This window comes from Microbacterium sp. NPDC076895 (assembly GCF_040687115.1).
GTDB lineage: Bacteria > Actinomycetota > Actinomycetes > Actinomycetales > Microbacteriaceae > Microbacterium.
The window spans coordinates 1-23,418 of sequence record NZ_JBFBMQ010000018.1; the positions used below are offsets into that span (position 1 = coordinate 1).

The window sequence follows — 23,418 nt, forward strand, 5'->3', positions numbered from 1 at the left end:
CCCGCGGCTTCCGCAACCGCGACAACTACCGGCTCCGCATGCTCCTCGCCGCCGGCGGACTCACCCCATGACCCCCACCGAATGTCCGAAGAGCCCCATATGTCGAGTGTATTGCGAATGCATCCCTGAGTCGGGAGATAAAGTCCATCGCGGGGTGAATTCCGTTCTTTCGCGACCGGACCCCGAATTACGGCAGAATTCCCGCGCGTCGTGCCTTTGTCACAGCTGCATGGCGGGTGGAGACATCCAGTTTCGACATCGCCGACTGAAGATAGGACTTGACCGTTCCTTCTCGGAGTCCGAGGGATGCCGCCACTTCCGCATTCGTCGCGCCCAGGGCGACGCTCGCAAGGACATCGACCTCTCGAGGAGAAAGGCGCACGTCCAGAGTGGTGGCTGAACCGTCACCGCTCAATGCGGCAAGTCGGCGCTCGATGGCCTGGAGTCGACGTTTCACCGATTCATCCGAAATCGAGGCGGCAATACTCCGTATTTCGGCGTAGCTCTCTCGCAACTCTTCGCGCGCGGCACTGCCGATATCCGTGGATGCAGGTGTCGCAAAGCTCGATAGACGGCGATCGATTTCGCTTCTCACCCGCAGTTCGGTGGCGAGAGAGTCGGCAACAGAGAATGCTGCGCGCGCCACGACCTCGCCCACGGCGGATTCTGCCCACGAGCCGCAATAAAGAACTCCGCGCGCCTGACCATCGACCATCACGGGAACCGCGAACAGCGTAGAGATTCCCTCGCCGAGAACCGCACGATCATAGTCGTGAGTAATACCCCGTGCGGTGCGATAGTCGATCGCGAGCCGCGCGCGCTTTTCGACGAGCGACCGGCCGCCGAGGCCCCGTTCGGGCTGGACGACGAGTCCGGCAAGCGATCGAGTTCGCGTCCCGGCCGTCGCGGTGACCGGCAGGAGTCCGTCGGTTGTTAGCCCGCCGAAGGCGACAGGGAACTTCGTGACGCGGGGAAGACTGTCGACTGCGCGCGCGAGTAACTTCTGCTCCGTCTCGGATGAGAATCGCAGGGCCACATCGACCGCCTCGTGTCGGGACGACCGCGTCGGTCCAGGACGTCACTGTCGCCGAATTCAGTAGCGATGAGGCTACCACCGGTGTTTCGTCGGTGCGCAGTGCGGGATCCCCGGTCGAACCCGGGGATCCCGCCGGTCGCGCCGGCCTACACGGCGCGGCCGGCTTGTTCTCGCTCGAGCACGTGGGATTCGAGGTCGAGGAGGAACCGCTTTGTTTCGGGGTGGCCGCCGTACTCTCCGATCGACCCGTCGGCGCGGATGACGCGGTGAACCGGAACGACGATCGAGAACGGTGTCGTCGCGCATGCCGTGCCGACCGCCCGCGCAGCCCGCGCGTGCCCAGCCATGACAGCGACCTCGCCGTAGCCGGCAGTCTCGCCGAATGGGATTCGCGCCACAGCCTCGAGCGCATCGCGCGTGAAGCCGCGCACGAGTGCCCAGTCGAGTGGCACCTCGAACGCCGTCCGATCGCCAGCGAAGTACTCGTCGAGTTGCGCGGCAAGCTGCAGTGCGGCATCCGTGGTTCCGGGGCTCGGCTCGGCCCGAAGCGCCACCGTCAGGGCCGCGAGCTCATCCCCCGGATTGTCGTAGACGGGGTGGCACGAGATGACTGCGTCGGGCGTGCTGACGATCAGCACGTCTCCGAGGGGAGTGGGGTGCAAGAGGTATCTCGAGGAGACGGCTACGGGAGGCATGTCTCCATCCTGTCCATTGACGCTGGTTCGGATGCCGCCGGGGGTGGCGCGCGGTGGACAGTAGTGCCACATCGGCTCCGGGGGAGGAAGCCCTGACGGATTCGGCGTGTCGCGCAATACCGCAACACTCGTGGTGCGTTACCGGGACGCATCGAGACCGCAACCTAGTCTGACCGTGTGGTGCGAGCAGAAGGTGGCGTCATCCTTGGCGCCGATGGTGCGATGCGTGCGGTGTCTGTGGATCCCGCAGACCTGACCCTCGCTGACACCGACGCGACGATCGTTCACATCGCCGAGGAGGAGCGCGAGAGGTTGCGCGCCCAGGCGGCGGATCTCGGTGGTCGCTCGGCGCTCTTGCATTTCTCCGATACTCCGGATGCCGGAATCGAGATCACCAAGGCGCATCCGGGAAGCCTTCCGCAGTTCATCACGGGACGATCGACGCTGCTGTCGGGCCTGTTCCGTGACGAAGTCGCCCTCGGCACCGCTCGTCGGGCTGCGGAGCGGATCACAACGAAGAACGTCGAGCTGCGGACTGCCCGGGGGATCGATGCCGTGCGCCTGGCTGTCGGGATCGCATCGTGGCGTCTCGGGGGACTTGACTGCATAGCTCCCGTGTTGCTGCGTCCGTTGGCCATCCGCCGGCACCACACCGACTTCGAACTGAAGCTGCACGGCAGCTTCCAGGTCAATCCCGAACTCCTGCGCGCGATGCGGATGCACTTCGGCATCGAACTCGACGGTGACGCCCTGTCGGGTCTTGCCTACGATCAGGGCGTCTTCAAGCCGCAGCCGGTGATCGATCACCTGCGTGCCGCTCATGGCGCAGATTCCGTCGTTCATGGTCAAGCCGCGCCTCGTCGTCTCGACGTTTGTGGACGTCGGGTCCGCGATGGTACGCGACTCGGCTCAGTTGGATCATCCGGTCCTGAATGCCCTCGCAGGTCACCCCGCCGATCGGGAGGCAGTGACGCTGCGGCGTCCGGTTCCGGTGATGCCCGGGCCCGACGAGCGCGTGCCTTCTGCTGACACACTGCTGCTGGATGCCGACGCCGAGCAGGAAGCCGTGCTGGCGCGGGTTGCTGCCGGTCAATCTCTGGTCGTTCACACGTTGCCGGGTACCGGCGGAACCCAGACCGTCATCAACGCGGTGGGAGCGCTTGTGCGGGAGGGGCGGCGGGTGCTCGTCGTCAGTGCGCGACGCTCGACACTCGACGGGGTCCGCCACCGCCTCGCGGGCGTTGGGCTTCCGGGACTTGCCGTCTCACCGAGCGAACTGCAGCGCGATCTCGTCCGCGCGATCGGCCGCAATGAGAAGGCCGTTGCCCCCAAGGTTTCCGAGATCGATGACGCCCTCGTGCGCCTTCGCACGGTGCTGCGCGACTACCGGTCGTCGCTGGCCGACCGCCACGACGCCCTCGGAACGTCCGTGCTCGACATCCTGCGGGAACTGTCGGCACTCGCCCAGCGCGAGCAACCCCCGACGACGACCGCACGCCTGGACATTGAGACGCTTGTGCGGCTCGCGAATGGTCGAGAGGATGCCGCCGCCAAGCTTGCGTCGGCGGCGCGTCTCGGCGAGTTCCGGATCGGCCCATCGGATTCGCCCTGGTACGGCGTGAGCTTTGCCACGACCGAGCAGGCGCGCTCGGCGCATGCTCTGGCGGGCAAGCTGCACCGCATGGACCTTCCGCACCTGCTCGAGCGCGGGTACGTGCTGCTCGGGCAGACGCACATGCGTCCTTTCGAGAGCGTCGGCGAGCTGGGGGAGTACCTGCGGCTTTTGCAGGGCATCCGTGATTCCCTGGATCGCTTCAGCCCGACCGTGTTCGAGCGCCCCATCGGTGACCTGATTCAGGCTCACGCCCCGCGCCGTGACACCTCGACGCTCAGCGGCGCCGATCGCCGCCGGCTTAGGCGCCTCTCCCGCGAGTACGTGCGGCCGGGCGTGCACGTCGGCGACATGTACGAGGCGCTTCTTCGCATCCAGAAGCAGCGGCAGCAGTGGCAGCGCTACGTCGAGGCGAACGTCGTTCCCGACATCCCGCTCGGACTTGCTGATGTCGCAGTTGCCTGGCAGCGCGTGGATGCCGAACTCAGCGAACTGGATGCCGTTCTCGGGCGTTCGGGTTCGCAGGCGCTGGCATCGCTGCCGGTGAAGACCCTCGTGCGCACCCTCGCGGGGCTGGCAGCCGAGTCGGAGGTGTTCGAGAACCTCATGGAACGCGCGAGCCTGCGAAGCGAACTGGCATCCCTGGGCCTTGAGCCGCTGCTCCTCGATCTTTCGGTGCGGCACGTGCCCGAACAGCAGGTCGCGGGTGAGCTCGAATATGCGTGGTGGCAGTCGGCGCTCGAGCATCTGTTGCGCAGCGACCGGGCGCTTCTCGGTGCCAATACGGCAGTCGTCGACCGCCTGGAGCGAGACTTCCGGCTGGTCGACGAAGCGCATGCCGCGGCATCCGGGCAGCTTCTTGCCGCGCAGCTGGCAACGCAGTGGCGGGTCGGAATCGTCGATGAGCCCCACGAGGCGGCAGCGCTGAAGCAGGCGCTGCGCGAGGGACGAACCTCACCGCGAACCGTCGTGTCGACAGCGCCCACACTCATGCGCTCGCTCGCGCCGGTGTGGCTGGCCTCGCCCTACGACGTGCCCGCGATCCCTGACGACCTCGTCTTCGATGTCGTCATCATCTCGGATGCCGCGTCCCTGAGCCTTGCCGAGGCTGCCCCCGCGATCCGTCGCGGCCGACAGATCGTGGCGCTCGGTGATCCCGTGACGCAGAAGCCGACGGCGTTCCGTGTCGCCGCCGGCTCGCCGACCGTCGACGACGAGCCGGAGCAGCCGTTCGACGACGCGAGCGTGTTCGAGCGCCTTGCTGAGATCCTGCCGGTCGAGACGCTCACGCGCAGCTATCGCGCGGGCGGCGAGGACCTCGCGGAGCTCGTCAACGGTGCGTTCTACGGCGGCGAGATCGTCTCCCTGCCCTGGGCCGGTTCCTACCTCGGACGCGGAAGCCTCTCGGTGGATTACGTCGAGGGGGGCATCGGAGTTCCCGACCCCGAGTCCGGCGCTGTCGAGAGCCCGGATGCCGAGGTTCAGCGCGTCGTGACTCTCGTGGTCGAGCACGCCGTCAACCGCGGGTCCGAGTCGCTCATGGTCATCACGGCCAGCGCGAAGCACGCTGCCCGCATCCGTGCTGCCGTTGACCGCGCCTTCGCGGGTCGGTCTGATGTCGCCGACTTCGTCGCCCGTGACTCCGCCGAGCCGTTCTCGGTGCTCACGCTCGAAGAGTCGGTGGCCGAGAGCCGCGACCGCGTCATCTTCTCGCTCGGGTACGGGCTCACCCGACACGGGCGCGTCCTCAGCGACTTCGGTGATCTTTCGACCTCCGACGGTGAGCGGCTGCTGACCGTGGGGATGACGCGCGCTCGCCGCTCGATGGTGATCGTGTCCTGCATCCGTCCCGGTGCCGTTGATGACGGCCGGCTGGCGCACGGGGCGGCATCCCTCATGTCGATCCTCGGCGACGTTGAGCGTCGCGCTCGAGTCTCGCGGCACGAGGATGACGGCGACCCTTTGATGCTCTCGCTCGCGAAGGAGCTGCGCCGCCTGGGGGTTGCAGTCGAGGTGAACTACCGAGGCCTGCTTCCGCTGGTCGCGCACCACCAGGGCAAGGCCGTCGTCGCTGAAAGCGATCCCGAGACCATCGGCGGATCGCTGCGCGAGTCGCTGCGGCTGCGGCCCCAGATTCTGCGGCGCCTCGGCTGGCACTACGTGCGCGTGCACTCGTTCGATCTGTACAGCGACCCCGGCGGCGTCGCACAGCGCATCGCCGGCATCCTCGGCGTAACCGTCGAATCGCCCGTTGCCGAGGGTGACACGCAGCCGATCGATGTCGTCGCCTGACGAGCGTCAGCGCGTCGAGCGCGTTCCCGGATCACGTCGCGCACGTCTGACTCCGGCCCCGGGCACGGATGTCGCCCCCGAAACCCCGGATGCCGACGCCGACGCCGACGCGCCCTCGACCTCGTCTGACACCGGCCCGAACGACGACCGCCTACGAGCCGACGTCCCTCCGCACTACTGACGCTGCGTCAGGGTTTCGGCGGCGCCGCGTCGTTCTGCTTCTGGAGCAGATCGCGGATCTGGATGAGGATCTCGGCTTCGCTCGGCATCGGCTCGGGCTCGGGCGGCAGCTGCTCGCGAGCAGCGGCGCGCTCCTTGAGCTTGTTCATCGGCATGACGAAGACGAAGTAGACGACCACGGCTACCGCGAGGAAGTTGATGACCGCGCCGATGATCGAACCCCAGGCGAAGGTGGTGGTTCCACCCATGAGCGTCGGCACATCCCAGGTGAGTCCGTTGAGGCTTTCCGCCTGAAACACGTAGGCGATCATGGGATTGATCAGACCGGAGACGATCGCGTTGACGATGCCGGTGAAGGCAGCGCCGATGACGACGGCTACCGCGAGGTCGATGACGTTACCGCGGAGGATGAACTCCCGGAATCCCTTGATCATGGTGGTCCCTTCGTTGTGTCGAGCGTCAGCTGGAGGTGGTCGCGGTGCTCGTCGAGGCGCTCGACCCTGACGACGAACCTGAACTCGACGATGAGCTCGAGCTGTCCGACTTCGATCCCGAGTCCTTCGAGCCGGATTCCTTCGATCCCGAGCCGCCGGAGTCCTTGCCGCCACTACCCGCCCGTGAGTCGGTGCGGTAGAAGCCGGATCCGTTGAAGGTCACGCCGATCGATCCGTACTCCTTGCGAAGTGATCCGCCGCACTCCGGGCACTCGGTGAGGGAGGCATCCGTAAAGGACTGCACGGCTTCGAATCGGTGGCCGCATTGGCGGCAGGCGTAGGCATAGGTGGGCATCGGTGGTCTTTCGGTGGGTGCGAGGGTTCAGCGGTGAGGATGCAGGTCGACGATACGGGTCGGCGTGACCACGCCGGTGACCGGTTGGTCGTGGACGTCCCGCGGAACAGCGGGCACGAGTTCGTCGTCGAAAATGACGGCGTAGACGGGCGGGCAGCGCTCCATCGAGCCGATCGTCTTATCGAAATAGCCGCGACCCCAGCCGAGCCGCATGCCGGTGGTGTCCACGGCGGCGGCGGGGATGATCATGAGGTCGACGTCGTTCACAGCGATCGGGCCGAGGAGCTCGCCGGTGGGCTCGGGCATCCCGAACAGCCCCTCGACCTCGCTGCCGTCGCGCTCGGCGACCGTCCAGTCGAGGAGCCCGTCGGCGCGGGTGATAGGGAGCAGGACGCGCAAGCCGCGGTCGATGGCGGCATTCACGAACTCTCGCGTGCCCGGCTCGGTTGTCGTAGACAGGAAGCACGAGAGGGATGTTGCGCCCGAGCGCTCCACGAGGGTATCGAGCTGGGAGCGGATGCCTTCGGCGGCGGCTTCCCGGGCGGTTTCGGAGTGCGTCTGCCGACGCTCTCGAAGGTCCGCGCGCATCGCACGCTTGGCATCGGCGATCGCATCAGACATGCGTAGATTCTAGGCTGCTTGCGTGCGCAGACAGGCTCCGGCCCCCGATGTCAAGGGGTGACGGCGCGTCGCGTATCCGTCACATCGTGTTCATAGCCTCTCGGTAGAGTGAGGGCCATGTCTGATCTCCCCTTCAAGGCAGTGATTCCCGCGGCGGGTCTCGGCACTCGCTTCCTTCCTGCCACTAAAGCCATGCCCAAAGAGATGCTGCCGGTGGTTGACAAGCCGGCGATCCAGTACGTCGTGGAAGAGGCTGCGGCTGCCGGCATCCAGGATGTGCTGATCATCATCGGGCGGAACAAGAACAACATCGCCAACCACTTCGACTCGGTTCCCGAGCTCGAAGAGAAGCTGCGCGAGAAGGGCGACGGCAAGAAGCTGGCGGCCGTCGAGCACTCCTCGGACCTCGCCGAGGTGCACATGGTGCGTCAGGGCGAGCCCAAGGGCCTGGGCCACGCAGTGCTGCGTGCGAAGTCGCACGTCGGTAACCACCCGTTCGCCGTGCTCCTCGGTGATGACCTGATTGACGAGCGCGACCCGCTGCTGACCAAGATGCTCGACGAGCACCGGCGCACGGGTGCCGCGATCGTCGCGCTGATGGAGGTCGACCCCGAGCAGATCCACCTCTACGGATGCGCGGTTGCCGAGCCCACCGATGACCCGGATGTTGTGACCGTCGGTGGCCTTGTCGAGAAGCCCGCGAAGGAAGACGCTCCCTCGAACCTTGCGATCATCGGCCGCTACGTGCTCGCGCCGACCGTGTTCGACGTGCTCGAGCACACCGAGCCCGGTAAGGGCGGCGAGATCCAGCTCACGGACGCGCTTGAGGAGCTCGCGAAGGACCCCAACGGCCCCGGCGTGCGCGGCGTGATCTTCCGAGGACGCCGCTACGACACCGGCGATAAGGTTGACTACATCAAGGCCATCGTTCAGCTCGCCTCGGACCGTGAAGACCTCGGCGCCGAGCTGAAGCCCTGGTTGAAGGATTTCGCGGCGACCCTGTAGCGCCGCCCGGGTGGGAGGGGTCACGTGGATCTGACGTCCCCCTTCCACCACGGTCCGGTATCGATCCGTCTCATCCGACCGCGCGACGCCCGCGTTCTGCAGCAGCAGCTCCTCGACAATCGATCGTGGTTGCGCCGGTGGGAGGCCACCAGCCCCGACGGGCCGGTCTCGTTCGACATGAGGCTCAGCATCCGTCGCCTCTTGCAGCAGCACCGCGAGGGAGCCGGTGTGCCCTACGTCATGGAGTATGAGGGGCAGGTCGCGGGGCAGCTCAACGTCTGGGGGATCGCGCGGGGCTCTCTTGCCTCGGCGACGATCGGGTACTGGATCGCCGAGGAGTTCGCCGGCCGCAATGTGACGCCGATCTCGGTTGCCCTCGCCACCGACATCTGTTTCCGGGAGCTCAACCTGCATCGGGTGGAGATCTGCATCCGTCCCGAGAACCGCGCGAGTCTGCGGGTGGTCGAGAAACTCGGCTTCCGATATGAGGGCTATCGGCGTCGCTACATCCACATCGACGGTGACTGGCGTGACCACTACGCCTTCGCGCTCGTGCGCGAGGACGTTCCCGAAGGTGTGCTGCACCGGTGGGTGGCGGGGCGGGTCCCGCCGGATGCCGCGACCGTGCCTCCCGAAGACCGGATGCCCGTCTGAATCGGTGCCTGTTGGCGCAAACCGAGACAGACACACGTCGCGGGCTCCCGGGATCGTGCGTCCGCGTCGCATACCGTATGGATCATGGATGGGCAGGTACTCGGGGGTGGCGTGATCGTCGCGGTTTCCGTGCTCCTGTGGCTCGTCTATCTCGTGCCCTCCTGGTACGAGCGTCGCCAGTACGACGCGGCCGAACGAAACGCCGTCCGCTTGAACCAGGCGCTGCGCGTTCTCGCCGAGACGAGCGAGACGCCGGACGAGGTTCGCCTCGAGCTCAACACCCGCACCGCACAAGCGCAGCAGCGCGAAGCCAAGCGCGCGCTCGCCGAGCGAGAGCGGCTCGCCAAGCTTGCCGCCGCGGAGCGGGAGCAGGCAGCGGTTGAGGAGGCCCGTTCCGAGCTCGTTGCCGCGCGGTCGCTTCCGGCAGCTCGTCGTGCTCGCGCTCGCCGCCGTGCGCGGCTGTTGACCACGATCGTCGGGCTCGTCGCCATTGCCTTCCTCGGTTGGGGCGCGTGGCAGCTGGCCACGACCGGATCGCAGACTCTGCTGTGGTGGTCGGCCGGCATCCTTGCGGTCTGTGCAGCAATGCTCGTGCAAATGGCCCGTATCTCGTCGCGTGCCGCCGTGCGGTCCCAGGTCACCGTGGAAGCCCCCGTGCGGGCAGCCCCCACGGTGCAGGATGTCGCTCTACCCGTCTCGCGCCAGTGGGCGCCGCGCGAACTGCCCAAGCCCCTCACCGCGGCATCCGGATCCCGCGCAGCCGCAACACTCGACGGTGTTGCCGCGCGCGAGGCTCTTCGCCGAGCGGCGCTGGATGAGGCAATGCGCCAGCGCGCGGAAGCCGCTGCGCCGCCCACGATCGACCGCGCTCGCGCCGAGCGTGAACGTGCCCGGCAGGCGGCATCCGTCGCTGCACCTGCGCGGGAGACTGCCGCTGCGGCGGGAGTGGATTTCGCGCGTATGGGGTACGTCGACGACGCCGAGATCGAAGCCCACGTGCGCGATCTGTTGAGCCGCCGCGCTGCCAGCGCTTAGGGGCTCCAGCGATTCAGCCCGCCGGGGCGTGCGTGATAGTGTTACTGGGTTCACGGGCCTGTGGCGCAGTTGGTAGCGCGCCTCGTTCGCATCGAGGAGGTCAGGGGTTCGAATCCCCTCAGGTCCACCCTGTGTTGAGTCGCGTCATAGGTCTCTCCTGAGTCGCGTCATAGGCGACTAGAAGACCTGACTGCTGTCGCGAGCGGCTATGTGTCACTCTTGCGTCATGCATCTGCGCCGAAGCTTCCCCGCGGTCATCGTTGCAGCCTGCGTGCTCTTGGCCGGCTGTACGTCATCCCCTGATGCCTCACCGACGAGTTCTGCCACGGCATCCGTGAGTCTTGCGCCGGTGACCGCTGAAGACCTTGCTGTCGGCGAGGACCCCGACGGTGTCGAGGTTCAGGTCGAGGGATCCTCACAAGTGGTGTTCCGCCGCATCACTCTGCGTCCCGGTGCGGGAACGGGCGAGCACTGCCATGCCGGTCAACTCATTGCCGTTGTCGAACAGGGAACGCTGACGCATTACGCTCCCATTTACCCGGGAGGCGTGCACGTTTACGAGACCGGAGACGCGATCGTCGAGGGCGCAGGATACATCCACCAAGGCGTCAATGAGGGTACCGAGGATGTCGTGCTGTTGGTGACCTACGTCATCGAGGATGGGCAACCCCTCGCGCAGACCGACCTCGCGAAGTGCGACTGATCGCCCGCTGCCGTTGCACATCCGCTCGGGCCGCGCAATCCGTTCGCCGATCCGGTTCGCACTCCGTACCGTCGGCGTCATGGCTATCGAACTGAACAAGCCTGCCTGGGAGTAGGCGCAAAAGCTGATTCGCGAAGGAGAGGTCGTGCGCGGTGAGCGCGACGAGTGGTCAGAGGCCGCCCCGTCACCGGACGACGAGAACACCTTCATCGAACAGCACGGATGGACCGAGTTCTCGCACTGGCATCTGGGTGTCGATCGGAGTGAGAACCCGAGACTAAAGGCGCCTACAGCTTTCCGTACGGTGACCTCGCCCGCGTACATCGCTCGGGGGTGATCTCGGCTGAGAGCCGGGCCGGCCAGTACGACCATACGGCGATCCGTGATGCGCTCAAGGACCTGCTCGAGCGCATCGACGGTGGCAACGCTTAGCTGCGACGCGTCGTAGGGCAGGGACTACCTGGATGGAGCGAGTCTCCTAGCTGCGGGTTCCTGCGCTCGTCGGTACGGGACCCGTTGCCGTGCCGGGCGTGACCATTGCGCCGAACTCCTCCGCCGCGGCGGTCGCGAGCATCGCCTCGTCGTCGGCGGCTTCCTGCAGTGCGGAGCGATCGCGCAACGGCGGGGTGCGGAAGAAGAGCGAGAGCACGAAGGCGATGAGAACGACGTACATCCCGACCCAGTAGACCAGCACCGTCGACTCGTTGAAGGCGATGAGCAGCGGCTCAGCGAGCGCCGGGTTCGCGCCGGTGAGGAACGAGGTGTCATCCATCGTGCTGCTATCGAGCGAGCTCTCGCCGCCACCGGCGAACTGTTCCTCGATCTGCGGAATGATCTGTGCCACAAAGGCCTCGCGGTCGGCGGCGTCTGAGAAGTCGAGTGTGACCGTGCCGTCGCTCGAGATCTGCGCGACCGGGATCTGCTCCTCGATCTGTGCCGTCGCCGCGGCCTGAGCCTGCGCTACGGCAGCCGCGGTGGCTGCCTCTTGCGCGGATGCCGGGATGGTCCCTGCCGCGACCTGATCGGCGACGGCCTGAGTGGCGGCATCCGTTGCCTGCTGCAGCCCCTGCTCGATCTGCTGCGTGGTTGCATCAGTAACGGCTGAAACGATCGGGGTGTAGATCGTCTGCATGATCGCCGCGTTCTCGGGAGCGTTCGCGATCTCGGGAGTCAGTGCGGCGTTCAGTGCGCCCGACAGGTTCGTCTCGTTCTGGAAAGCGGTCTGCACGTTGGTGGGGAGCACCGTGAACAGCAGCGAGAGGAGCACGGCAGTCCCGGCGGTGCCACCGATCTGACGGAAGAAGGTCGACGCGCTCGTGGCCACACCCATGTCGCGCGCGCCGACGGAGTTCTGGCTCGCGATCGTGAGGGTCTGCATGAGCTGCCCGAGCCCGAGCCCGAGCAGCAGCATCGCGCCGGCGATCATCCAGTAGGACGAGTCGTATCGCATGAACGTCAAGACGAAGTAGCCGAGCGCCATGAACGCGGTGCCGGTCATGGGGAAGATGCGGTACCTGCCGGTGCGCGCGATGATCTGGCCGCTCGCGATCGACGAGATCATGAGGCCGAGGATCATCGGCAGCAGCTGGAGGCCGCTCTCGGTCGGGGTCGAGCCCAGGACGAGCTGCAGGTACAGGGGGATCGTGAGCATCGCGCCGAACATCCCGAAGCCGACGAACACGCCGATGACGGTTGCCATCGAGAACGTGGGGGAGCTGAACAGCTTCAGGGGGATGATCGCGTCATCCTTCATCGCCCGCTCGATGAGCACAAAGGCCAGGATGCCGATGGCGCCGATCACGTAGCAGGAGATGGCGATGGGCGAATCCCAACCCCACTCGCGGCCCTGCTCGGCGACCAGCAGCAGCGGCACGAGGGCGACGATGACGGCGGCAGCCCCCCACCAGTCGATGCGAACCGAGCGGGCGCCGTTATGGCGGGGAATGTGGAGGAAGCGCACGACGACCGCGAGGGCCGCGATACCGATCGGCACGTTGATGAGGAAGACCCAGCGCCATCCGTCGATCCACAGGATCTGGTCGGCGCCGGCGAACAGGCCGCCGATGAGCGGGCCGATCACCGAAGAGATACCGAAGACGGCCAGGAAGTATCCCTGGTAGCGGGCTCGCTCGCGCGGCGCGAGGATGTCGCCCATGATCGCGAGGGGCATCGACATCAGGCCACCGGCACCGAGGCCCTGGATCGCGCGGAACACGGCGAGCTGCACCATCGACTGCGAGAAGCTGGCCAGGATCGAGCCGATGATGAAGATCCCGATCGCGATGATGAACAGCGGACGACGGCCGAAGATGTCAGACAGCTTGCCGTAGATCGGCGTCGAGATCGTCGCCAGGATGAGGTACGCCGTGGTGACCCACGCCTGCAGGCTCAGTCCATTGAGGTCGTCGCCGATCGTGCGGATCGAGGTGCCGACGATGGTCTGATCCAGCGCAGAGAGGAACATACCGGCCATGAGGCCGAAGATGACCACGAGGATCTCTCGGTGTGTCATCACCGGAGCGCCGGCGGCAGGGCGAACTGCAGCAGTTGACATAGTGCCTCACGAGAAAAGAGGGGCAGAGCGCCCGAAAGATGGTTGACCAGACGCAACTATATACCCGGATTGCGGGAGCGAGGGCCTCGCTGTGCCTTCAGGTACACTGAAGGTGTGTTCCGTACTCCGCTCTCTCTCTTTCGCACCCTCGCCATCCTCGAGGCGATTTCTTGGACTCTTCTCATCGCAGCGCTCATCACTCGCGCCGCGAATCCGGAGCTCGCGCTCGCCGTGACGATCGGGGGTGGCATCCACGGCTTCATCTTCTTGTCCTACGGCGCCACCGTGATCCTCGTGGCACTGAACAACAGATGGCGGGCGTGGCCGACGGGTGTCGGTCTCGTCAGCGCCGTCGTGCCGTACGCGACGATCCCGACGGAGATCTGGCTGCACCGGCGTGGATCGCTCGCCGGCACCTGGCGCCTCGAGCAGACCGACGACCCGCGCGATGACGCCTGGCACGACCGTGCGTTGCGCTGGTTCCTGCGCCGCCCGTGGATGCTCGGCATCCTCATCGCCGCGGCTGTCGTCGTGCTCTATGTGAGCCTGCTGATCATCGGCCCGCCCGGCGGCAAGAGCTGAGGTTCGACCGCGCCTCAGCTCAGCTCGTGCATGACGAACGCGAGCAGGAATCCGAGGGTCGCCCACAGGCCCGTCAGGAAGTGAAGGCGCTCGAACGCTTCGGGGATCATCGTGTTCGCGACCATGGCGAGCAGAGCGCCTGCTGCGACGCTCGTGATGGTCGCGATCAGCTCGGGCGGCGCCGCCTGAAGGGCCAGATATCCGACAACCGCTGCAACGACGGATGCCGCCGTAATCCCGCCCCACAGCAACGCCACAGTGCGGCCGCGGCTCCCGTCCTGCTTGAACGCCGCCGTCGACGAGAGCCCCTCGGGGATGTTGCTGATCGCGATCGCGGCGACAATCGGGATGCTGAGGCTGCCCGTCTGAAGCACCGAGAGTCCCAAGACCACAGACTCGGGGATGCCGTCGATGAGCGACCCGATCGCGATCGCTGCTCCTCCGGCAGAAAGCGCGGCCTTACCCTTTCCGCGGCGCTTGGCGATGTTGCGGGAGTCGGTAGCTGCGGGCTTTGGGCGTGAGACAGCCCAGTCGGCGACGATGTAGATCACGGCGCCGCCGAGGAAACCGGCAGCAGTGGGAACGATGCCGCCACCGTCGGCGGCCTCGGCCACCAGTTCGAAGGCCAGGGTCGAGATCAGCACGCCGGCGCCGAACGCCATGATCGCCATAACGACCAGCCGCGGCACCTTCACGAACCACGCGACGCCGGCGCCGACGAACAGAGCACCGCCGCCGATCAGGCCGCTCAGCGCGGCTAGCCAGACTCCCACGCGGCAAGCCTACGGATGCCGGTGGCTGGTGCCGCGGCATCCGTGTGCGTGTCAGCTTCCGCCCGAAAGGATGCCGACCAGGCCCGAAACGACCAGATACACGCCGACACCGGCGACGACGACCCAGATCGTGATGCGCGCGGGGGTGATCTTGTTCTTGTCGTTGCCCGACCCGCCGCCGAAGAAGCTCATGGGCACAGGATATCCGGCGCGCTCGCTGCTCGCTCTAGGCTCAGACCATGTCCGATCACCTTCCTGCTCGCAGCCGCCTCGTCCACGACGCGATCCGGGCCGCGGGGATTCCCGGCGACATCGTCGTTCTCCCGGATGCCGCATCCACCGCGGCGCTGGCAGCCGAAGCCCTCGGAGTCGAGGTGGGGGCTATTGCCAACAGCCTGGTCTTCTGGTCCGACGGAGAGCCGCTGCTCGTCATGACCAGCGGCGCCCACCGTGTCGATACGAAGGCACTGGCGACGCGGCTCGGGCGGACATCGATCATCCGCGCGACCCCCGATCAGGTGCGCGAGGCGACGGGTCAGGCGATCGGGGGAGTTGCTCCGACGGGCCATCCGGCGCCGCTCGTGACGATCGTCGACGAAGACCTTGCCGCCTTCCCCGAGATCTGGGCAGCTGGCGGCACGCCGCACACCGTCTTTCCGCTGACGTTCCCGCAGCTGGTCGATCTGACCGGCGGGACCGTCATCAGCGTCGTGTGACCCCGTCGCACCTCGGCGCGCTCAGCCGAACAGGCCGTGCGCGATCGTGTAGATCGCAAGGCCCGCGAGGGCGCCGACGATCGTGCCGTTGAGGCGGATGTATTGCAGATCGCGGCCCACCATGAGCTCGATCTTCTCGGTCGTCTCGGCAGGGTCCCACCGCTCCACGGTGTCGGTGATGAGCGAGGCGATGTCGTGCCGGTAGCGGTCAACGAGAAAGACTGCGGCATCCGTCACCCACGTGTCGACGCGGCGCTGCAGCTCGGGTTCGCGCGCCAGTCGTTCACCGATGTCGCGAAGGGCGCTGTCGATCTGGGTCCGTAGGCCGCTCTCCGGGTCAGCCAGGGCGTCGAGCAGCCCGGACTTAGCTGTGCTCCAGGCGTGGGTGGCGAGGTCACGAACGCGGGGGCTGTCGAAGATCGCGAGCTTGGCATCCTCGAACCGGCCGATTGTCTGCGGGTCGTGCTGCATGCTCTCGGACAGGCGCGCGAGATACGCGGTGATCGCGGCACGGGCCGGATGCTCGGGGTTGGTTCGCACGGCGCGCACGAACCCGACCGCTTCGGAGTACACGGTCTCGTCGACGAGGCGAGCGGCGATGCTCGGCACCCACGAGGGAAGGCGTCCCGACACGAGCCCAGTGAAGGCATCCCGGTTGTTCGCAAGCCATTCGTCGATGTTCTCGGCGGCGAGATCGACGGCGGTGCGGTGCGCGTCGGCGTCGACGATGCGGCCGAGCCATTCACCGATCGCCGGCGACCACTCTGGCACGATGAGGTGCTCGCGGGCGAGGGCGGTGATGACCTCCTGCGCGTCGTCGTCGCTCAGGGCGCGTAGGATTCCGGGACCCATCGCCGCCGCTTCAGACCCGATCCGCGCCGCGTGCGCGGGATCGCACAGCCACGTACCCAGGCGGGCGGCGATGGATGTCGATTCGAGCTTGGTGCGCACGACTTCCGTCGCGAGGAAGTTCGTCTCGACGAATTCTCCGAGGGACTGCCCGATCTCGTCCTTCCGGCGGGGAATGATCGCGGTATGGGGGATGGGGATCCCCAGCGGATGCCGAAACAGCGCCGTGACCGCGAACCAGTCCGCCAGCGCACCGACCATTCCGCCTTCGGCTGCCGCGCGCAGGTAGGTGAGCCCCGGAATCTGTTGCTGGCCGATGAAGCCGACGAGGAACAGGACTGCCATGAGCAGCAGCGCCCCGAGCGCGACGGACTTCATCGTTCGAAGCCCTCGTCGCCGCGCTTGGTCTGCGGGGCTCAGCGCGGAGGTCGGCGTGCGTGCCATTCCCACATCCTCACACGTCGCTGGTCGCGCCGATCAGGAAGCGCGAGAGCTCAACCCGAGACCGGCCCGAGCCACGCCGTCGCCACGGTGGCGTGAGCGGACTCCGGGTCGGACGGGTGGAACATCCCGGCGAGCACGTCGCGGTAGAGTCGGCTGAGCTCGCTCCCGGCGAAGTAGCTCGACCCGCCAGCCACGAGGATCGCATCATCCACGACGGCCTTGGCCATCGTGACGGCGCGGTGCTTCACGCCCGACAGGAGCGAGAACCACCGCGGCCCGTGATCGACGAGAGTGTCGATGTCGTGGCTGAGCGCCTCCAGCTGCGGAGGCAGCGCGTCGTACGCGAGCGCCATGTCCGCGATCCGCCATCGGATATCGGGATCCTGGCTGTAGGTCAGTCCCGTCTTCTTCGACCGGCGCGTGCCGACGGTTTCGACAGCGACATCCAGTGCCCGCCGCGCGATTCCGGTGTAGACCGACGCCAGCAGGATCTCGAAGACGCTGAAGATGCCGAACACGATCGGGTCCGGGTTCGGTCCGGGCGGGATGCGGCGCACGACCCGGTCTGCCGCGGCCATCGCCCCGCGCAGCTGCGTCGTGCGGGATTGGGTGGCGCGCATGCCGAGCGTGTTCCAGTCGTCCCGGGTGACGATTCGCCCGGCATCCTCCTCGGACCGCGGCACGAAGGCGTAGACCATCTTCGGTCCATCGGGCGAGGTGGTGTCCAGGCCGTGGAGGCCCAGCTGCGTCCAGACCGGGGCGAGGGAGGTGAAGATCTTCGTGCCGGTGAAGGCATATGAGCCGTCGGGCTGCGGCGCGGCATCCGTGTCACTGCCGAAGAGCACGAGGTCGTTGCCGGCCTCGCTGATGCCGAACGCGAAGATCTCGCCCGACACGGCGCCCTCGAGCACGAAGCGCAGATCGTCGATCCCGCGATCGGCGAGCGCCTTCGCTACACCGGTCCACACGAGGTGCATGTTGATCGCGAGCGCCGTCGCCGGTGCTGCGGTGGCCAGGCGCTGCTGCAGGAGCGACACCTCGGCAAGGCCGAGGCCCGCCCCGCCGAGCTCCGTCGGGGCGAACAGCGCGAGGTAACCGGCATCCCTCAGGTCGGCGAGATCGTCGTGCGGGAACGTGTTGTCGCTGTCGTGCTGCGCCGCGCGCTCGCGGAACCGCTCGAGCAGGGCGTCGGGCAGCACGGATGCCGGGTCGACGGTCGCCGCAGTCATGCGAGGGCCTCCCAAAGCTGGCGCATTGTTTGGTCGGGCGCATCGCGGTGCGGCGAGTGCCCGGCTCCCTCGACGACGGACATCGTGATGGACGGCCGGGTCAGCAACTGCTCGACGATGTCGCCGCGGAAAAGCGCATACACGGTGGGGTCGCCGGCTATGACATGGATGGGCACATCCAGGGACAACGCAGGAAGCCGCACATCCCATTCCGGATTCTGCTCGCTCGTCTGCTCGACCGCCCAGCGGCTGACCTGCTGGATGCTCTGCACTTTGAGTTCGATGTCCAGCGGATGCCACGACGGATGCTCGGCGCGCACCGCCTCGGCGCTCGGGTCGTCGAACTGACGTTGTTGGCTCTCGCGCACCTGCTCGCGGTCTGGCTCATCGAGCTGGATAGCCGGATCGATGAGCACGAGCCGGTCAGTCCAATCCGGGACGGACGCTGCAGCAACGACCGCTGCTGCGCCGCCCAGCGAGTGGCCGATGACGAGATCCCACGGCCTCTCATCAGCGGGACTGCAGAGTGCTAGGTCCGCGGCATAAGCGTCGATCGTGTAGTCGAGCGCCCGCGGGGCGCGCCCGTGCCCGCGCAGATCGACGGCCTCGGCAAACCAACCGCGCTCGCTCAGCTCTACGCCGAAACGCCACATCAGGGCGCCCGTGGACCCCAGACCGTGGACGAGCAGTGCTCGGCGGGGGGATGACAGGTCACCCCACCCCTGCCGAGGCAGAACGAGGGGAGTGGTCATGGCTTCGGCATCCTTTCAGCGCGCGCGCGGCCCGTACGTGCCGACGGGAATGATCGTGCCGTCGGGGGCTCGCATCCCGAACCCGAAAGTCCGATCCAGCGCGATGTGAAGCAGCCAGCCCATGCCGCACCAGAACAGCGGCAGTCCGACCTCCCGCATCTCCCACAGATACGCCATGGAGCCGCCGAGGAAGAACAGCAGCGCGGAAATCCACGCCTGATGCAACCAGTTGTAGAACGCGACGCGCTCGGGGCGCAGGATGCCGCGTTGGCCGCCGAACGCTCCGATCAGGGCGATGTCGGGGAGCACCGCGAACACGATGATGATCCCGGCAGTGACCCATCCGTGGCCGATGCTCTCGAAGACCGCGACGATCAGTAGCGCAATGGCGAGAAGCGTCCAGGCGAGCCGGGTGTAGGTCACGGGTTCATCGTAGGCGCGCGTGGTGAACGCGCGGGTCAGGTGATCGTGGGGACGGGCTCGGTATCCGGGATGGGGCTCGGGTCCCGATCGCGCAGGTCGGGGAAGCCGCGGACGAACACGATAGCCACGATCGCGCCGGTCGCTGCGAACAGCGCTGCCGCGAGGTAGGCACCCTGCGGGCCCGCGCCGTCAACGAGGAAGCCCGCGACAGCGGAACCTGCGGCCGCACCGATGAGCTGTCCGGTTCCAATCCAGCCGTAGGCCTCGGCGGTTTCGCTGAACTTCACGCTCGCGGAGGTCATGGCGAAGATCACCGCGAGTGCTGGCGCCACGCCCAGGCCCGCGACGGCCAGTGTCGCGCCCAGCCACCAGGCGTTGAGCGAGATCATCGTCAGGCTGAGTCCTGCAGCAACGATCAGCATCCGCCGGGCCGTCGCCCACGGTCCGATCGGAATGTGACCGAAGGAGAGACCGCCGGCGAGGCTGCCGATGGCAAAGACCGCGAGCACGAGACCCGCCTCGATTCCCTCGTGCCCGAAGGTGGATACCACTCCCACCTCGACGGCGGAGCACGCGCCGATCAGGAGGAAGCCGACGACGGTCGCCAGCAAGACCGCGGGCTTGCCGAGCACCTTTCCAAAGCTGCGACGGCTCCGAGGGATGCGTACCCGTCCGACCTCGGGGGAGAGGATGAACCAGGCGCCGCCGCCCAGCAGAACGACGACGATGAGTGCGAGGGCCTGGACGGTGCCGATCTGCGTCGCGACGAACGTGATGAGAACGGGCGCGACGACCCAGATGATCTCCTGGAGCGAGGCATCCAGCGAGTAGAGCGGCGTCACCTGTCGCGAGTTGACCATCTTGGGGTAGATCGTTCGAACCGCTGCTTGTACCGGCGGGGTGGACAGGCCCGCGATGAGCCCCAGCACCATATATGCGGGCAGGGGGAGGGTGAACGCTGCGATACCCGCGATCGCGGCAGCGCAGATGGCGAGGGTCACGGTCAGGACCCGCCGCATGCCCCACAGACCCATCCACCTGCTGGTGATAGGACCCGCGACTGCCTGCCCGACCGATGTCGCGGCCAGCACGAGTCCTGCGGAGCCGTAGGAGCCCGTGACCTGCTCGATGTGCAGCAGAATCGCCAGGCTCGTCATCCCGTTCGGGAAGCGTGCCGTCAGCTGCGCCGCGATGATGCGCGCGACCCCCGGAGTGCGCAGCAGTTCTCCATAACCCGCCACCTTCCCACGATAGTCGTGCCGAACCGGTCCGGCGATATCGGAGCACCGACGACGCGGTGGGTGGACGGATGCCGCGACACGCCGCGACACGCCGGGAGCGCAATCCACAGGCGAATTCGATGTCGGTGGATCGCCGTAGCGTCGCGCTGTGGAGGGACGACGGATGCAGGCACCCGAAACCGCGTGATTTCAGGCTTCTCCCAGGTTTCGCGGACTCGTCGATCTGTGGATGAAACGGTGGACAAATCGCGTTGTATCTGAGGAGAGCGGTGGAAAACTACACGAATGTAACTACTACCCCTTGTGGTGCTATCTGATGTCGGCACCCATATGTAGTATTGGACTCCCGGTGGGGGAGCTGCCGGTTCGACGAAGGATTTTGAGGGGACAACGGATCTAACATGGCGATCACGGTCTACACCAAGCCCGCCTGCGTGCAGTGCACTGCTACCTACCGCGCGCTGGATTCCAAGGGCATCGATTACGAAGTTCTCGACCTCTCGCAGGACCCCGCGGCCCTCGAGCAGGTCAAGGCGCTGGGCTACCTGCAGGCCCCCGTCGTCATCACCGACGAGGACCACTGGTCGGGCTTCCGCCCCGACAAGATCGACGAGCTCGCTTCGCGCCTCGCCTGAGCCATGAGCACGGCGATCGCGACAGAGACGCCGTTGCTCGTGTACTTCTCGAGCGTTTCGCAGAACACGGCGCGCTTCATCGAGAAGTTGGGTTTGCGCGCTGAGCGCATCCCGCTCTTCGCATCCGAGCCGATGCTCCTCGTCGATGAGCCCTTCGTCCTGGTCACCCCCACCTACGGGGGAGGCCAGGGTCGCGGCGAGGAACGGGGTGCGGTCCCCAAGCAAGTCATCCGGTTCCTCAACGTCGAGCAGAACCGAACACTCATCCGTGGTGTCATCGCCGCGGGAAACACCAACTTCGGCGACGCCTTTTGCGCCGCCGGCGACATCATCAGCCGCAAGTGTCACGTGCCGCACTTGTACCGGCTCGAACTGTTCGGCACGTCAGAAGACGTCACCCGCGTGAGCGAAGGATTGGAACGATGGTGGAAGCTGCAGTGACAGACATGGCATTCAAGACGGAGGCCCGTTTCGAGGGGCTCGACTATCACGCGCTCAACGCGATGCTGAATCTGTACGGCCCGGACGGGAAGATCCAGTTCGATGCCGACAAGCGTGCTGCTCGTGAGTACTTCCTGCAGCACGTCAACCAGAACACCGTCTTCTTCCACTCGCTGAAGGAGAAGCTCGACTACCTGGTCGACAAGCAGTACTACGAGCCCGCCGTGCTCGAGAAGTACTCATTCGAGTTCATCTCGTCGCTGCACGACCACGCGTTCGAGAAGAAGTTCCGCTTCGAGACCTTCCTCGGAGCCTTCAAGTACTACACGAGCTACACGCTCAAAACCTTCGACGGCAAGCGCTACCTCGAGCGCTTCGAAGACCGTGTCGTGATGACGGCCCTCGGTCTTGCCGACGGCGACGAGGCTCTGGCTACCCAACTTGTCGACGAGATCATCTCGGGCCGCTTCCAGCCCGCAACCCCGACGTTCCTGAACACCGGCAAGGCGCAGCGCGGTGAGCTCGTCTCGTGCTTCCTGTTGCGCATCGAAGACAACATGGAGTCGATCGCCCGCGGCATCAACTCCGCCCTGCAGCTGAGCAAGCGCGGTGGCGGTGTCGCACTGCTGCTGTCGAACATTCGCGAGGCGGGTGCCCCGATCAAGCAGATCGAGAACCAGTCAAGCGGCATCATCCCCGTGATGAAGCTGCTCGAAGACAGCTTCAGCTACGCCAACCAGCTCGGTGCCCGTCAGGGCGCGGGCGCCGTCTACCTCAGCGCCCACCACCCCGACATCCTGAAGTTCCTCGACACCAAGCGCGAGAACGCCGATGAGAAGATCCGCATCAAGACCCTCTCGCTCGGGGTCGTCGTTCCAGACATCACGTTCGAGCTGGCCAAGAACGGCGAGGACATGTACCTCTTCTCGCCCTACGACGTCGAGCGCGTCTACGGCGTGCCGTTCGGCGACATCTCGGTCACCGAGAAGTATCGCGAGATGGTCGATGACCCGCGCATCAAGAAGAGCAAGATCAACGCACGCGAGTTCTTCCAGACCCTCGCCGAGATCCAGTTCGAGTCGGGCTACCCGTACATCATGTTCGAAGACACGGTGAACCGGGCCAACCCCATCAAGGGCCGGATCAACATGTCGAACCTGTGCTCGGAGATCCTCCAGGTCAACACGCCGACGACCTACAACGAGGACCTTTCGTACGACCAGATCGGCAAGGACATCTCCTGCAACCTCGGGTCGATGAACATCGCTCTGGCGATGGATGGCGGCGACCTCGGTCTCACGGTGGACACCGCCATCCGCGCCCTCACCGCGGTCAGCGACCAGAGCCACATCTCGTCGGTGCGCTCGATCGAGGACGGCAACGACCGCTCCCACGCGATCGGCCTCGGCCAGATGAACCTGCACGGATACCTTGCTCGCGAGCACGTCCACTACGGCTCTGAAGAGGGTCTGGACTTCACGAACATCTACTTCTACACGGTGCTGTTCCACGCGCTGCGGGCCTCGAACAAGATCGCGATCGAGCGGGGGACGGCGTTCGAGGGCTTCGCCGACTCGACCTACGCGTCGGGTGAGTTCTTCGACAAGTACACCGAGCAGGAGTGGGTGCCCCAGACCGAGCGGGTGCGCGAGCTGTTCGCCGGCCACCACATTCCCACGCAGGATGACTGGCGTGAGCTGAAGGCATCCGTGCAGGCGCACGGCATCTACAACCAGAACCTGCAGGCGGTGCCCCCGACCGGCTCGATCTCGTACATCAACAACTCGACGAGCTCGATCCACCCGATCGCCTCGAAGATCGAGATCCGCAAGGAAGGCAAGCTCGGCCGCGTCTACTACCCGGCGCCGTTCATGACCAACGACAACCTGGAGTACTACCAGGATGCCTACGAGATCGGCTACGAGAAGGTCATCGACACCTACGCGGCTGCCACCCAGCACGTCGACCAGGGCCTGTCTCTGACGCTGTTCTTTAAGGACACCGCGACCACTCGCGACATCAACCGGGCGCAGATCTACGCCTGGAAGAAGGGCATCAAGACCATTTACTACATCCGTCTGCGTCAGATGGCCCTCGAGGGCACGGACATGACGGAGTGCGTCAGCTGCATGCTTTAATGCTCTGACCTGGGATTTT

25 protein-coding genes and 1 tRNA gene are annotated in these 23,418 nt (G+C 66.2%); 13 read left to right on the forward strand and 13 right to left on the reverse strand.

The features are described from left to right. Positions 1 to 187: 187 nt before the first annotated feature. Together AB0O89_RS13450 and AB0O89_RS13455 are read right to left on the reverse strand one after the other, a co-directional pair. Positions 188 to 1,036 carry a LuxR C-terminal-related transcriptional regulator gene (locus AB0O89_RS13450; RefSeq protein WP_341579324.1) on the reverse strand — a complete coding sequence of 283 codons (849 nt, stop codon included), beginning with the start codon at positions 1,034 to 1,036 and terminating at the stop codon, positions 188 to 190. A gap of 146 nt (positions 1,037 to 1,182) precedes the next feature. Next, entirely contained in the window at positions 1,183 to 1,731 is a 549-nt protein-coding gene (locus AB0O89_RS13455; RefSeq protein WP_331792165.1) for a methylated-DNA--[protein]-cysteine S-methyltransferase, read from the reverse strand. A 177-nt stretch (positions 1,732 to 1,908) separates the two neighbouring features. Between AB0O89_RS13455 and AB0O89_RS13460 the strand changes: the two genes are divergently transcribed. Genes AB0O89_RS13460 through AB0O89_RS13470 form a run of 3 tightly spaced genes read left to right on the forward strand, consistent with a single transcriptional unit; the run spans position 1,909 to position 5,816 of the window. Then, positions 1,909 to 2,760 carry a hypothetical protein gene (locus AB0O89_RS13460; RefSeq protein ID WP_363498525.1) on the forward strand — a complete coding sequence of 284 codons (852 nt, stop codon included), beginning with the start codon at positions 1,909 to 1,911 and terminating at the stop codon, positions 2,758 to 2,760. Then, positions 2,726 to 5,635, forward strand: a complete 2,910-nt coding sequence (locus AB0O89_RS13465; protein ID WP_363498528.1) for an AAA family ATPase — start codon at positions 2,726 to 2,728, stop codon at positions 5,633 to 5,635. Before AB0O89_RS13460 ends, AB0O89_RS13465 begins: the two co-directional genes overlap by 35 nt. Further along, complete coding sequence (locus tag AB0O89_RS13470; RefSeq protein WP_300594597.1) at positions 5,622 to 5,816, forward strand: hypothetical protein; 195 nt, start codon at positions 5,622 to 5,624, stop codon at positions 5,814 to 5,816. The genes AB0O89_RS13465 and AB0O89_RS13470 overlap by 14 nt, the downstream gene beginning before the upstream one ends. A gap of 7 nt (positions 5,817 to 5,823) precedes the next feature. On the opposite strand, the gene mscL is transcribed toward AB0O89_RS13470, so the two are convergent. From mscL to AB0O89_RS13485, 3 genes are read right to left on the reverse strand one after another with little or no spacing between them, the layout of a single operon-like run. Continuing rightward, positions 5,824 to 6,249, reverse strand: a complete 426-nt coding sequence (gene mscL / locus AB0O89_RS13475; RefSeq protein ID WP_292709039.1) for a large conductance mechanosensitive channel protein MscL — start codon at positions 6,247 to 6,249, stop codon at positions 5,824 to 5,826. Between the two features lie 25 nt (positions 6,250 to 6,274). Then, positions 6,275 to 6,604, reverse strand: a complete 330-nt coding sequence (locus AB0O89_RS13480) for an FmdB family zinc ribbon protein (RefSeq protein ID WP_292709037.1) — start codon at positions 6,602 to 6,604, stop codon at positions 6,275 to 6,277. Positions 6,605 to 6,631: 27 nt separating this feature from the next. Next, positions 6,632 to 7,225 carry a 5-formyltetrahydrofolate cyclo-ligase gene (locus AB0O89_RS13485; RefSeq protein ID WP_363498533.1) on the reverse strand — a complete coding sequence of 198 codons (594 nt, stop codon included), beginning with the start codon at positions 7,223 to 7,225 and terminating at the stop codon, positions 6,632 to 6,634. 117 nt (positions 7,226 to 7,342) lie between these two features. Here AB0O89_RS13485 and galU point away from each other — a divergent pair, with 117 nt between their 5' ends. The 5 genes from galU (at position 7,343) to AB0O89_RS13510 (ending at position 10,622) form a co-directional block, all read left to right on the forward strand. Further along, on the forward strand, positions 7,343 to 8,230 hold the full coding sequence (gene galU / locus AB0O89_RS13490; protein WP_292709034.1) for a UTP--glucose-1-phosphate uridylyltransferase GalU: 888 nt from the start codon (positions 7,343 to 7,345) through the stop codon (positions 8,228 to 8,230). 24 nt (positions 8,231 to 8,254) lie between these two features. Next, positions 8,255 to 8,884: a GNAT family protein gene (locus AB0O89_RS13495; protein WP_300590330.1), complete on the forward strand. Its 630-nt coding sequence runs from the start codon at positions 8,255 to 8,257 to the stop codon at positions 8,882 to 8,884. Between the two features lie 84 nt (positions 8,885 to 8,968). Beyond that, positions 8,969 to 9,919 (forward strand): large exoprotein, encoded by a 951-nt coding sequence (locus tag AB0O89_RS13500; RefSeq protein ID WP_363498537.1) that lies wholly within the window; start codon positions 8,969 to 8,971, stop codon positions 9,917 to 9,919. 54 nt (positions 9,920 to 9,973) lie between these two features. Further along, positions 9,974 to 10,046 (forward strand) — tRNA-Ala (locus AB0O89_RS13505). Between the two features lie 99 nt (positions 10,047 to 10,145). Next, positions 10,146 to 10,622 (forward strand): cupin domain-containing protein, encoded by a 477-nt coding sequence (locus AB0O89_RS13510; protein WP_363498540.1) that lies wholly within the window; start codon positions 10,146 to 10,148, stop codon positions 10,620 to 10,622. A gap of 478 nt (positions 10,623 to 11,100) precedes the next feature. Here AB0O89_RS13510 and AB0O89_RS13515 read toward each other — a convergent pair whose 3' ends face one another. Next, positions 11,101 to 13,176 carry an MDR family MFS transporter gene (locus AB0O89_RS13515; protein ID WP_363498543.1) on the reverse strand — a complete coding sequence of 692 codons (2,076 nt, stop codon included), beginning with the start codon at positions 13,174 to 13,176 and terminating at the stop codon, positions 11,101 to 11,103. 114 nt (positions 13,177 to 13,290) lie between these two features. Here AB0O89_RS13515 and AB0O89_RS13520 point away from each other — a divergent pair, with 114 nt between their 5' ends. Beyond that, positions 13,291 to 13,758 (forward strand): DUF3817 domain-containing protein, encoded by a 468-nt coding sequence (locus AB0O89_RS13520; RefSeq protein ID WP_363498546.1) that lies wholly within the window; start codon positions 13,291 to 13,293, stop codon positions 13,756 to 13,758. A 14-nt stretch (positions 13,759 to 13,772) separates the two neighbouring features. Here the strand turns inward: AB0O89_RS13520 and AB0O89_RS13525 are convergent, their stop codons facing one another. Further along, entirely contained in the window at positions 13,773 to 14,531 is a 759-nt protein-coding gene (locus AB0O89_RS13525; RefSeq protein ID WP_363498549.1) for a ZIP family zinc transporter, read from the reverse strand. Positions 14,532 to 14,582: 51 nt separating this feature from the next. Further along, positions 14,583 to 14,723, reverse strand: coding sequence for a hypothetical protein (locus AB0O89_RS13530; RefSeq protein ID WP_292709015.1), 141 nt, complete (start codon positions 14,721 to 14,723; stop codon positions 14,583 to 14,585). Between the two features lie 47 nt (positions 14,724 to 14,770). Here AB0O89_RS13530 and AB0O89_RS13535 point away from each other — a divergent pair, with 47 nt between their 5' ends. Then, entirely contained in the window at positions 14,771 to 15,247 is a 477-nt protein-coding gene (locus AB0O89_RS13535) for a YbaK/EbsC family protein (protein ID WP_363498552.1), read from the forward strand. A gap of 21 nt (positions 15,248 to 15,268) precedes the next feature. Here the strand turns inward: AB0O89_RS13535 and AB0O89_RS13540 are convergent, their stop codons facing one another. Genes AB0O89_RS13540 through AB0O89_RS13560 form a run of 5 tightly spaced genes read right to left on the reverse strand, consistent with a single transcriptional unit; the run spans position 15,269 to position 20,185 of the window. Beyond that, a complete protein-coding gene (locus AB0O89_RS13540) occupies positions 15,269 to 16,540 on the reverse strand; it encodes a DUF445 domain-containing protein (protein WP_363498555.1) in 1,272 nt (423 codons plus the stop codon). Between the two features lie 50 nt (positions 16,541 to 16,590). Further along, complete coding sequence (locus AB0O89_RS13545) at positions 16,591 to 17,769, reverse strand: acyl-CoA dehydrogenase family protein (RefSeq protein WP_363498558.1); 1,179 nt, start codon at positions 17,767 to 17,769, stop codon at positions 16,591 to 16,593. Further along, positions 17,766 to 18,521: an alpha/beta hydrolase gene (locus tag AB0O89_RS13550; protein ID WP_300591353.1), complete on the reverse strand. Its 756-nt coding sequence runs from the start codon at positions 18,519 to 18,521 to the stop codon at positions 17,766 to 17,768. Before AB0O89_RS13550 ends, AB0O89_RS13545 begins: the two co-directional genes overlap by 4 nt. Before the next feature lie 15 nt (positions 18,522 to 18,536). After that, positions 18,537 to 18,944, reverse strand: coding sequence for a DUF4260 family protein (locus tag AB0O89_RS13555; protein WP_300591352.1), 408 nt, complete (start codon positions 18,942 to 18,944; stop codon positions 18,537 to 18,539). Between the two features lie 35 nt (positions 18,945 to 18,979). Further along, a complete protein-coding gene (locus AB0O89_RS13560) occupies positions 18,980 to 20,185 on the reverse strand; it encodes an MFS transporter (RefSeq protein ID WP_363498562.1) in 1,206 nt (401 codons plus the stop codon). Between the two features lie 401 nt (positions 20,186 to 20,586). Here AB0O89_RS13560 and nrdH point away from each other — a divergent pair, with 401 nt between their 5' ends. From nrdH to nrdE, 3 genes are read left to right on the forward strand one after another with little or no spacing between them, the layout of a single operon-like run. Continuing rightward, positions 20,587 to 20,820 (forward strand): glutaredoxin-like protein NrdH, encoded by a 234-nt coding sequence (gene nrdH / locus AB0O89_RS13565; RefSeq protein WP_292709002.1) that lies wholly within the window; start codon positions 20,587 to 20,589, stop codon positions 20,818 to 20,820. Between the two features lie 3 nt (positions 20,821 to 20,823). Then, positions 20,824 to 21,261 (forward strand): class Ib ribonucleoside-diphosphate reductase assembly flavoprotein NrdI, encoded by a 438-nt coding sequence (gene nrdI, locus AB0O89_RS13570; protein ID WP_292709000.1) that lies wholly within the window; start codon positions 20,824 to 20,826, stop codon positions 21,259 to 21,261. Positions 21,262 to 21,266: 5 nt separating this feature from the next. Further along, positions 21,267 to 23,399 carry a class 1b ribonucleoside-diphosphate reductase subunit alpha gene (gene nrdE, locus AB0O89_RS13575; RefSeq protein WP_300591351.1) on the forward strand — a complete coding sequence of 711 codons (2,133 nt, stop codon included), beginning with the start codon at positions 21,267 to 21,269 and terminating at the stop codon, positions 23,397 to 23,399. Positions 23,400 to 23,418 lie beyond the last annotated feature (19 nt).

What these genes read in the sequence shown, in the direction of transcription:
- AB0O89_RS13455 (WP_331792165.1), bottom strand. Translation starts at nt 1,731, where the DNA reads ATGCCTCCCGTAGCCGTCTCCTCGAGATACCTCTTGCACCCCACTCCC.
- AB0O89_RS13465 (WP_363498528.1), top strand. Translation starts at nt 2,726, where the DNA reads ATGCCCGGGCCCGACGAGCGCGTGCCTTCTGCTGACACACTGCTGCTG.
- AB0O89_RS13470 (WP_300594597.1), top strand. Translation starts at nt 5,622, where the DNA reads ATGTCGTCGCCTGACGAGCGTCAGCGCGTCGAGCGCGTTCCCGGATCA.
- mscL (WP_292709039.1), bottom strand. Translation starts at nt 6,249, where the DNA reads ATGATCAAGGGATTCCGGGAGTTCATCCTCCGCGGTAACGTCATCGAC.
- AB0O89_RS13480 (WP_292709037.1), bottom strand. Translation starts at nt 6,604, where the DNA reads ATGCCCACCTATGCCTACGCCTGCCGCCAATGCGGCCACCGATTCGAA.
- AB0O89_RS13485 (WP_363498533.1), bottom strand. Translation starts at nt 7,225, where the DNA reads ATGTCTGATGCGATCGCCGATGCCAAGCGTGCGATGCGCGCGGACCTT.
- galU (WP_292709034.1), top strand. Translation starts at nt 7,343, where the DNA reads ATGTCTGATCTCCCCTTCAAGGCAGTGATTCCCGCGGCGGGTCTCGGC.
- AB0O89_RS13500 (WP_363498537.1), top strand. Translation starts at nt 8,969, where the DNA reads ATGGATGGGCAGGTACTCGGGGGTGGCGTGATCGTCGCGGTTTCCGTG.
- AB0O89_RS13510 (WP_363498540.1), top strand. Translation starts at nt 10,146, where the DNA reads ATGCATCTGCGCCGAAGCTTCCCCGCGGTCATCGTTGCAGCCTGCGTG.
- AB0O89_RS13515 (WP_363498543.1), bottom strand. Translation starts at nt 13,176, where the DNA reads ATGTCAACTGCTGCAGTTCGCCCTGCCGCCGGCGCTCCGGTGATGACA.
- AB0O89_RS13530 (WP_292709015.1), bottom strand. Translation starts at nt 14,723, where the DNA reads ATGAGCTTCTTCGGCGGCGGGTCGGGCAACGACAAGAACAAGATCACC.
- AB0O89_RS13535 (WP_363498552.1), top strand. Translation starts at nt 14,771, where the DNA reads ATGTCCGATCACCTTCCTGCTCGCAGCCGCCTCGTCCACGACGCGATC.
- AB0O89_RS13540 (WP_363498555.1), bottom strand. Translation starts at nt 16,540, where the DNA reads ATGGCACGCACGCCGACCTCCGCGCTGAGCCCCGCAGACCAAGCGCGG.
- AB0O89_RS13545 (WP_363498558.1), bottom strand. Translation starts at nt 17,769, where the DNA reads ATGACTGCGGCGACCGTCGACCCGGCATCCGTGCTGCCCGACGCCCTG.
- AB0O89_RS13550 (WP_300591353.1), bottom strand. Translation starts at nt 18,521, where the DNA reads ATGACCACTCCCCTCGTTCTGCCTCGGCAGGGGTGGGGTGACCTGTCA.
- nrdH (WP_292709002.1), top strand. Translation starts at nt 20,587, where the DNA reads ATGGCGATCACGGTCTACACCAAGCCCGCCTGCGTGCAGTGCACTGCT.
- nrdI (WP_292709000.1), top strand. Translation starts at nt 20,824, where the DNA reads ATGAGCACGGCGATCGCGACAGAGACGCCGTTGCTCGTGTACTTCTCG.
- nrdE (WP_300591351.1), top strand. Translation starts at nt 21,267, where the DNA reads ATGGCATTCAAGACGGAGGCCCGTTTCGAGGGGCTCGACTATCACGCG.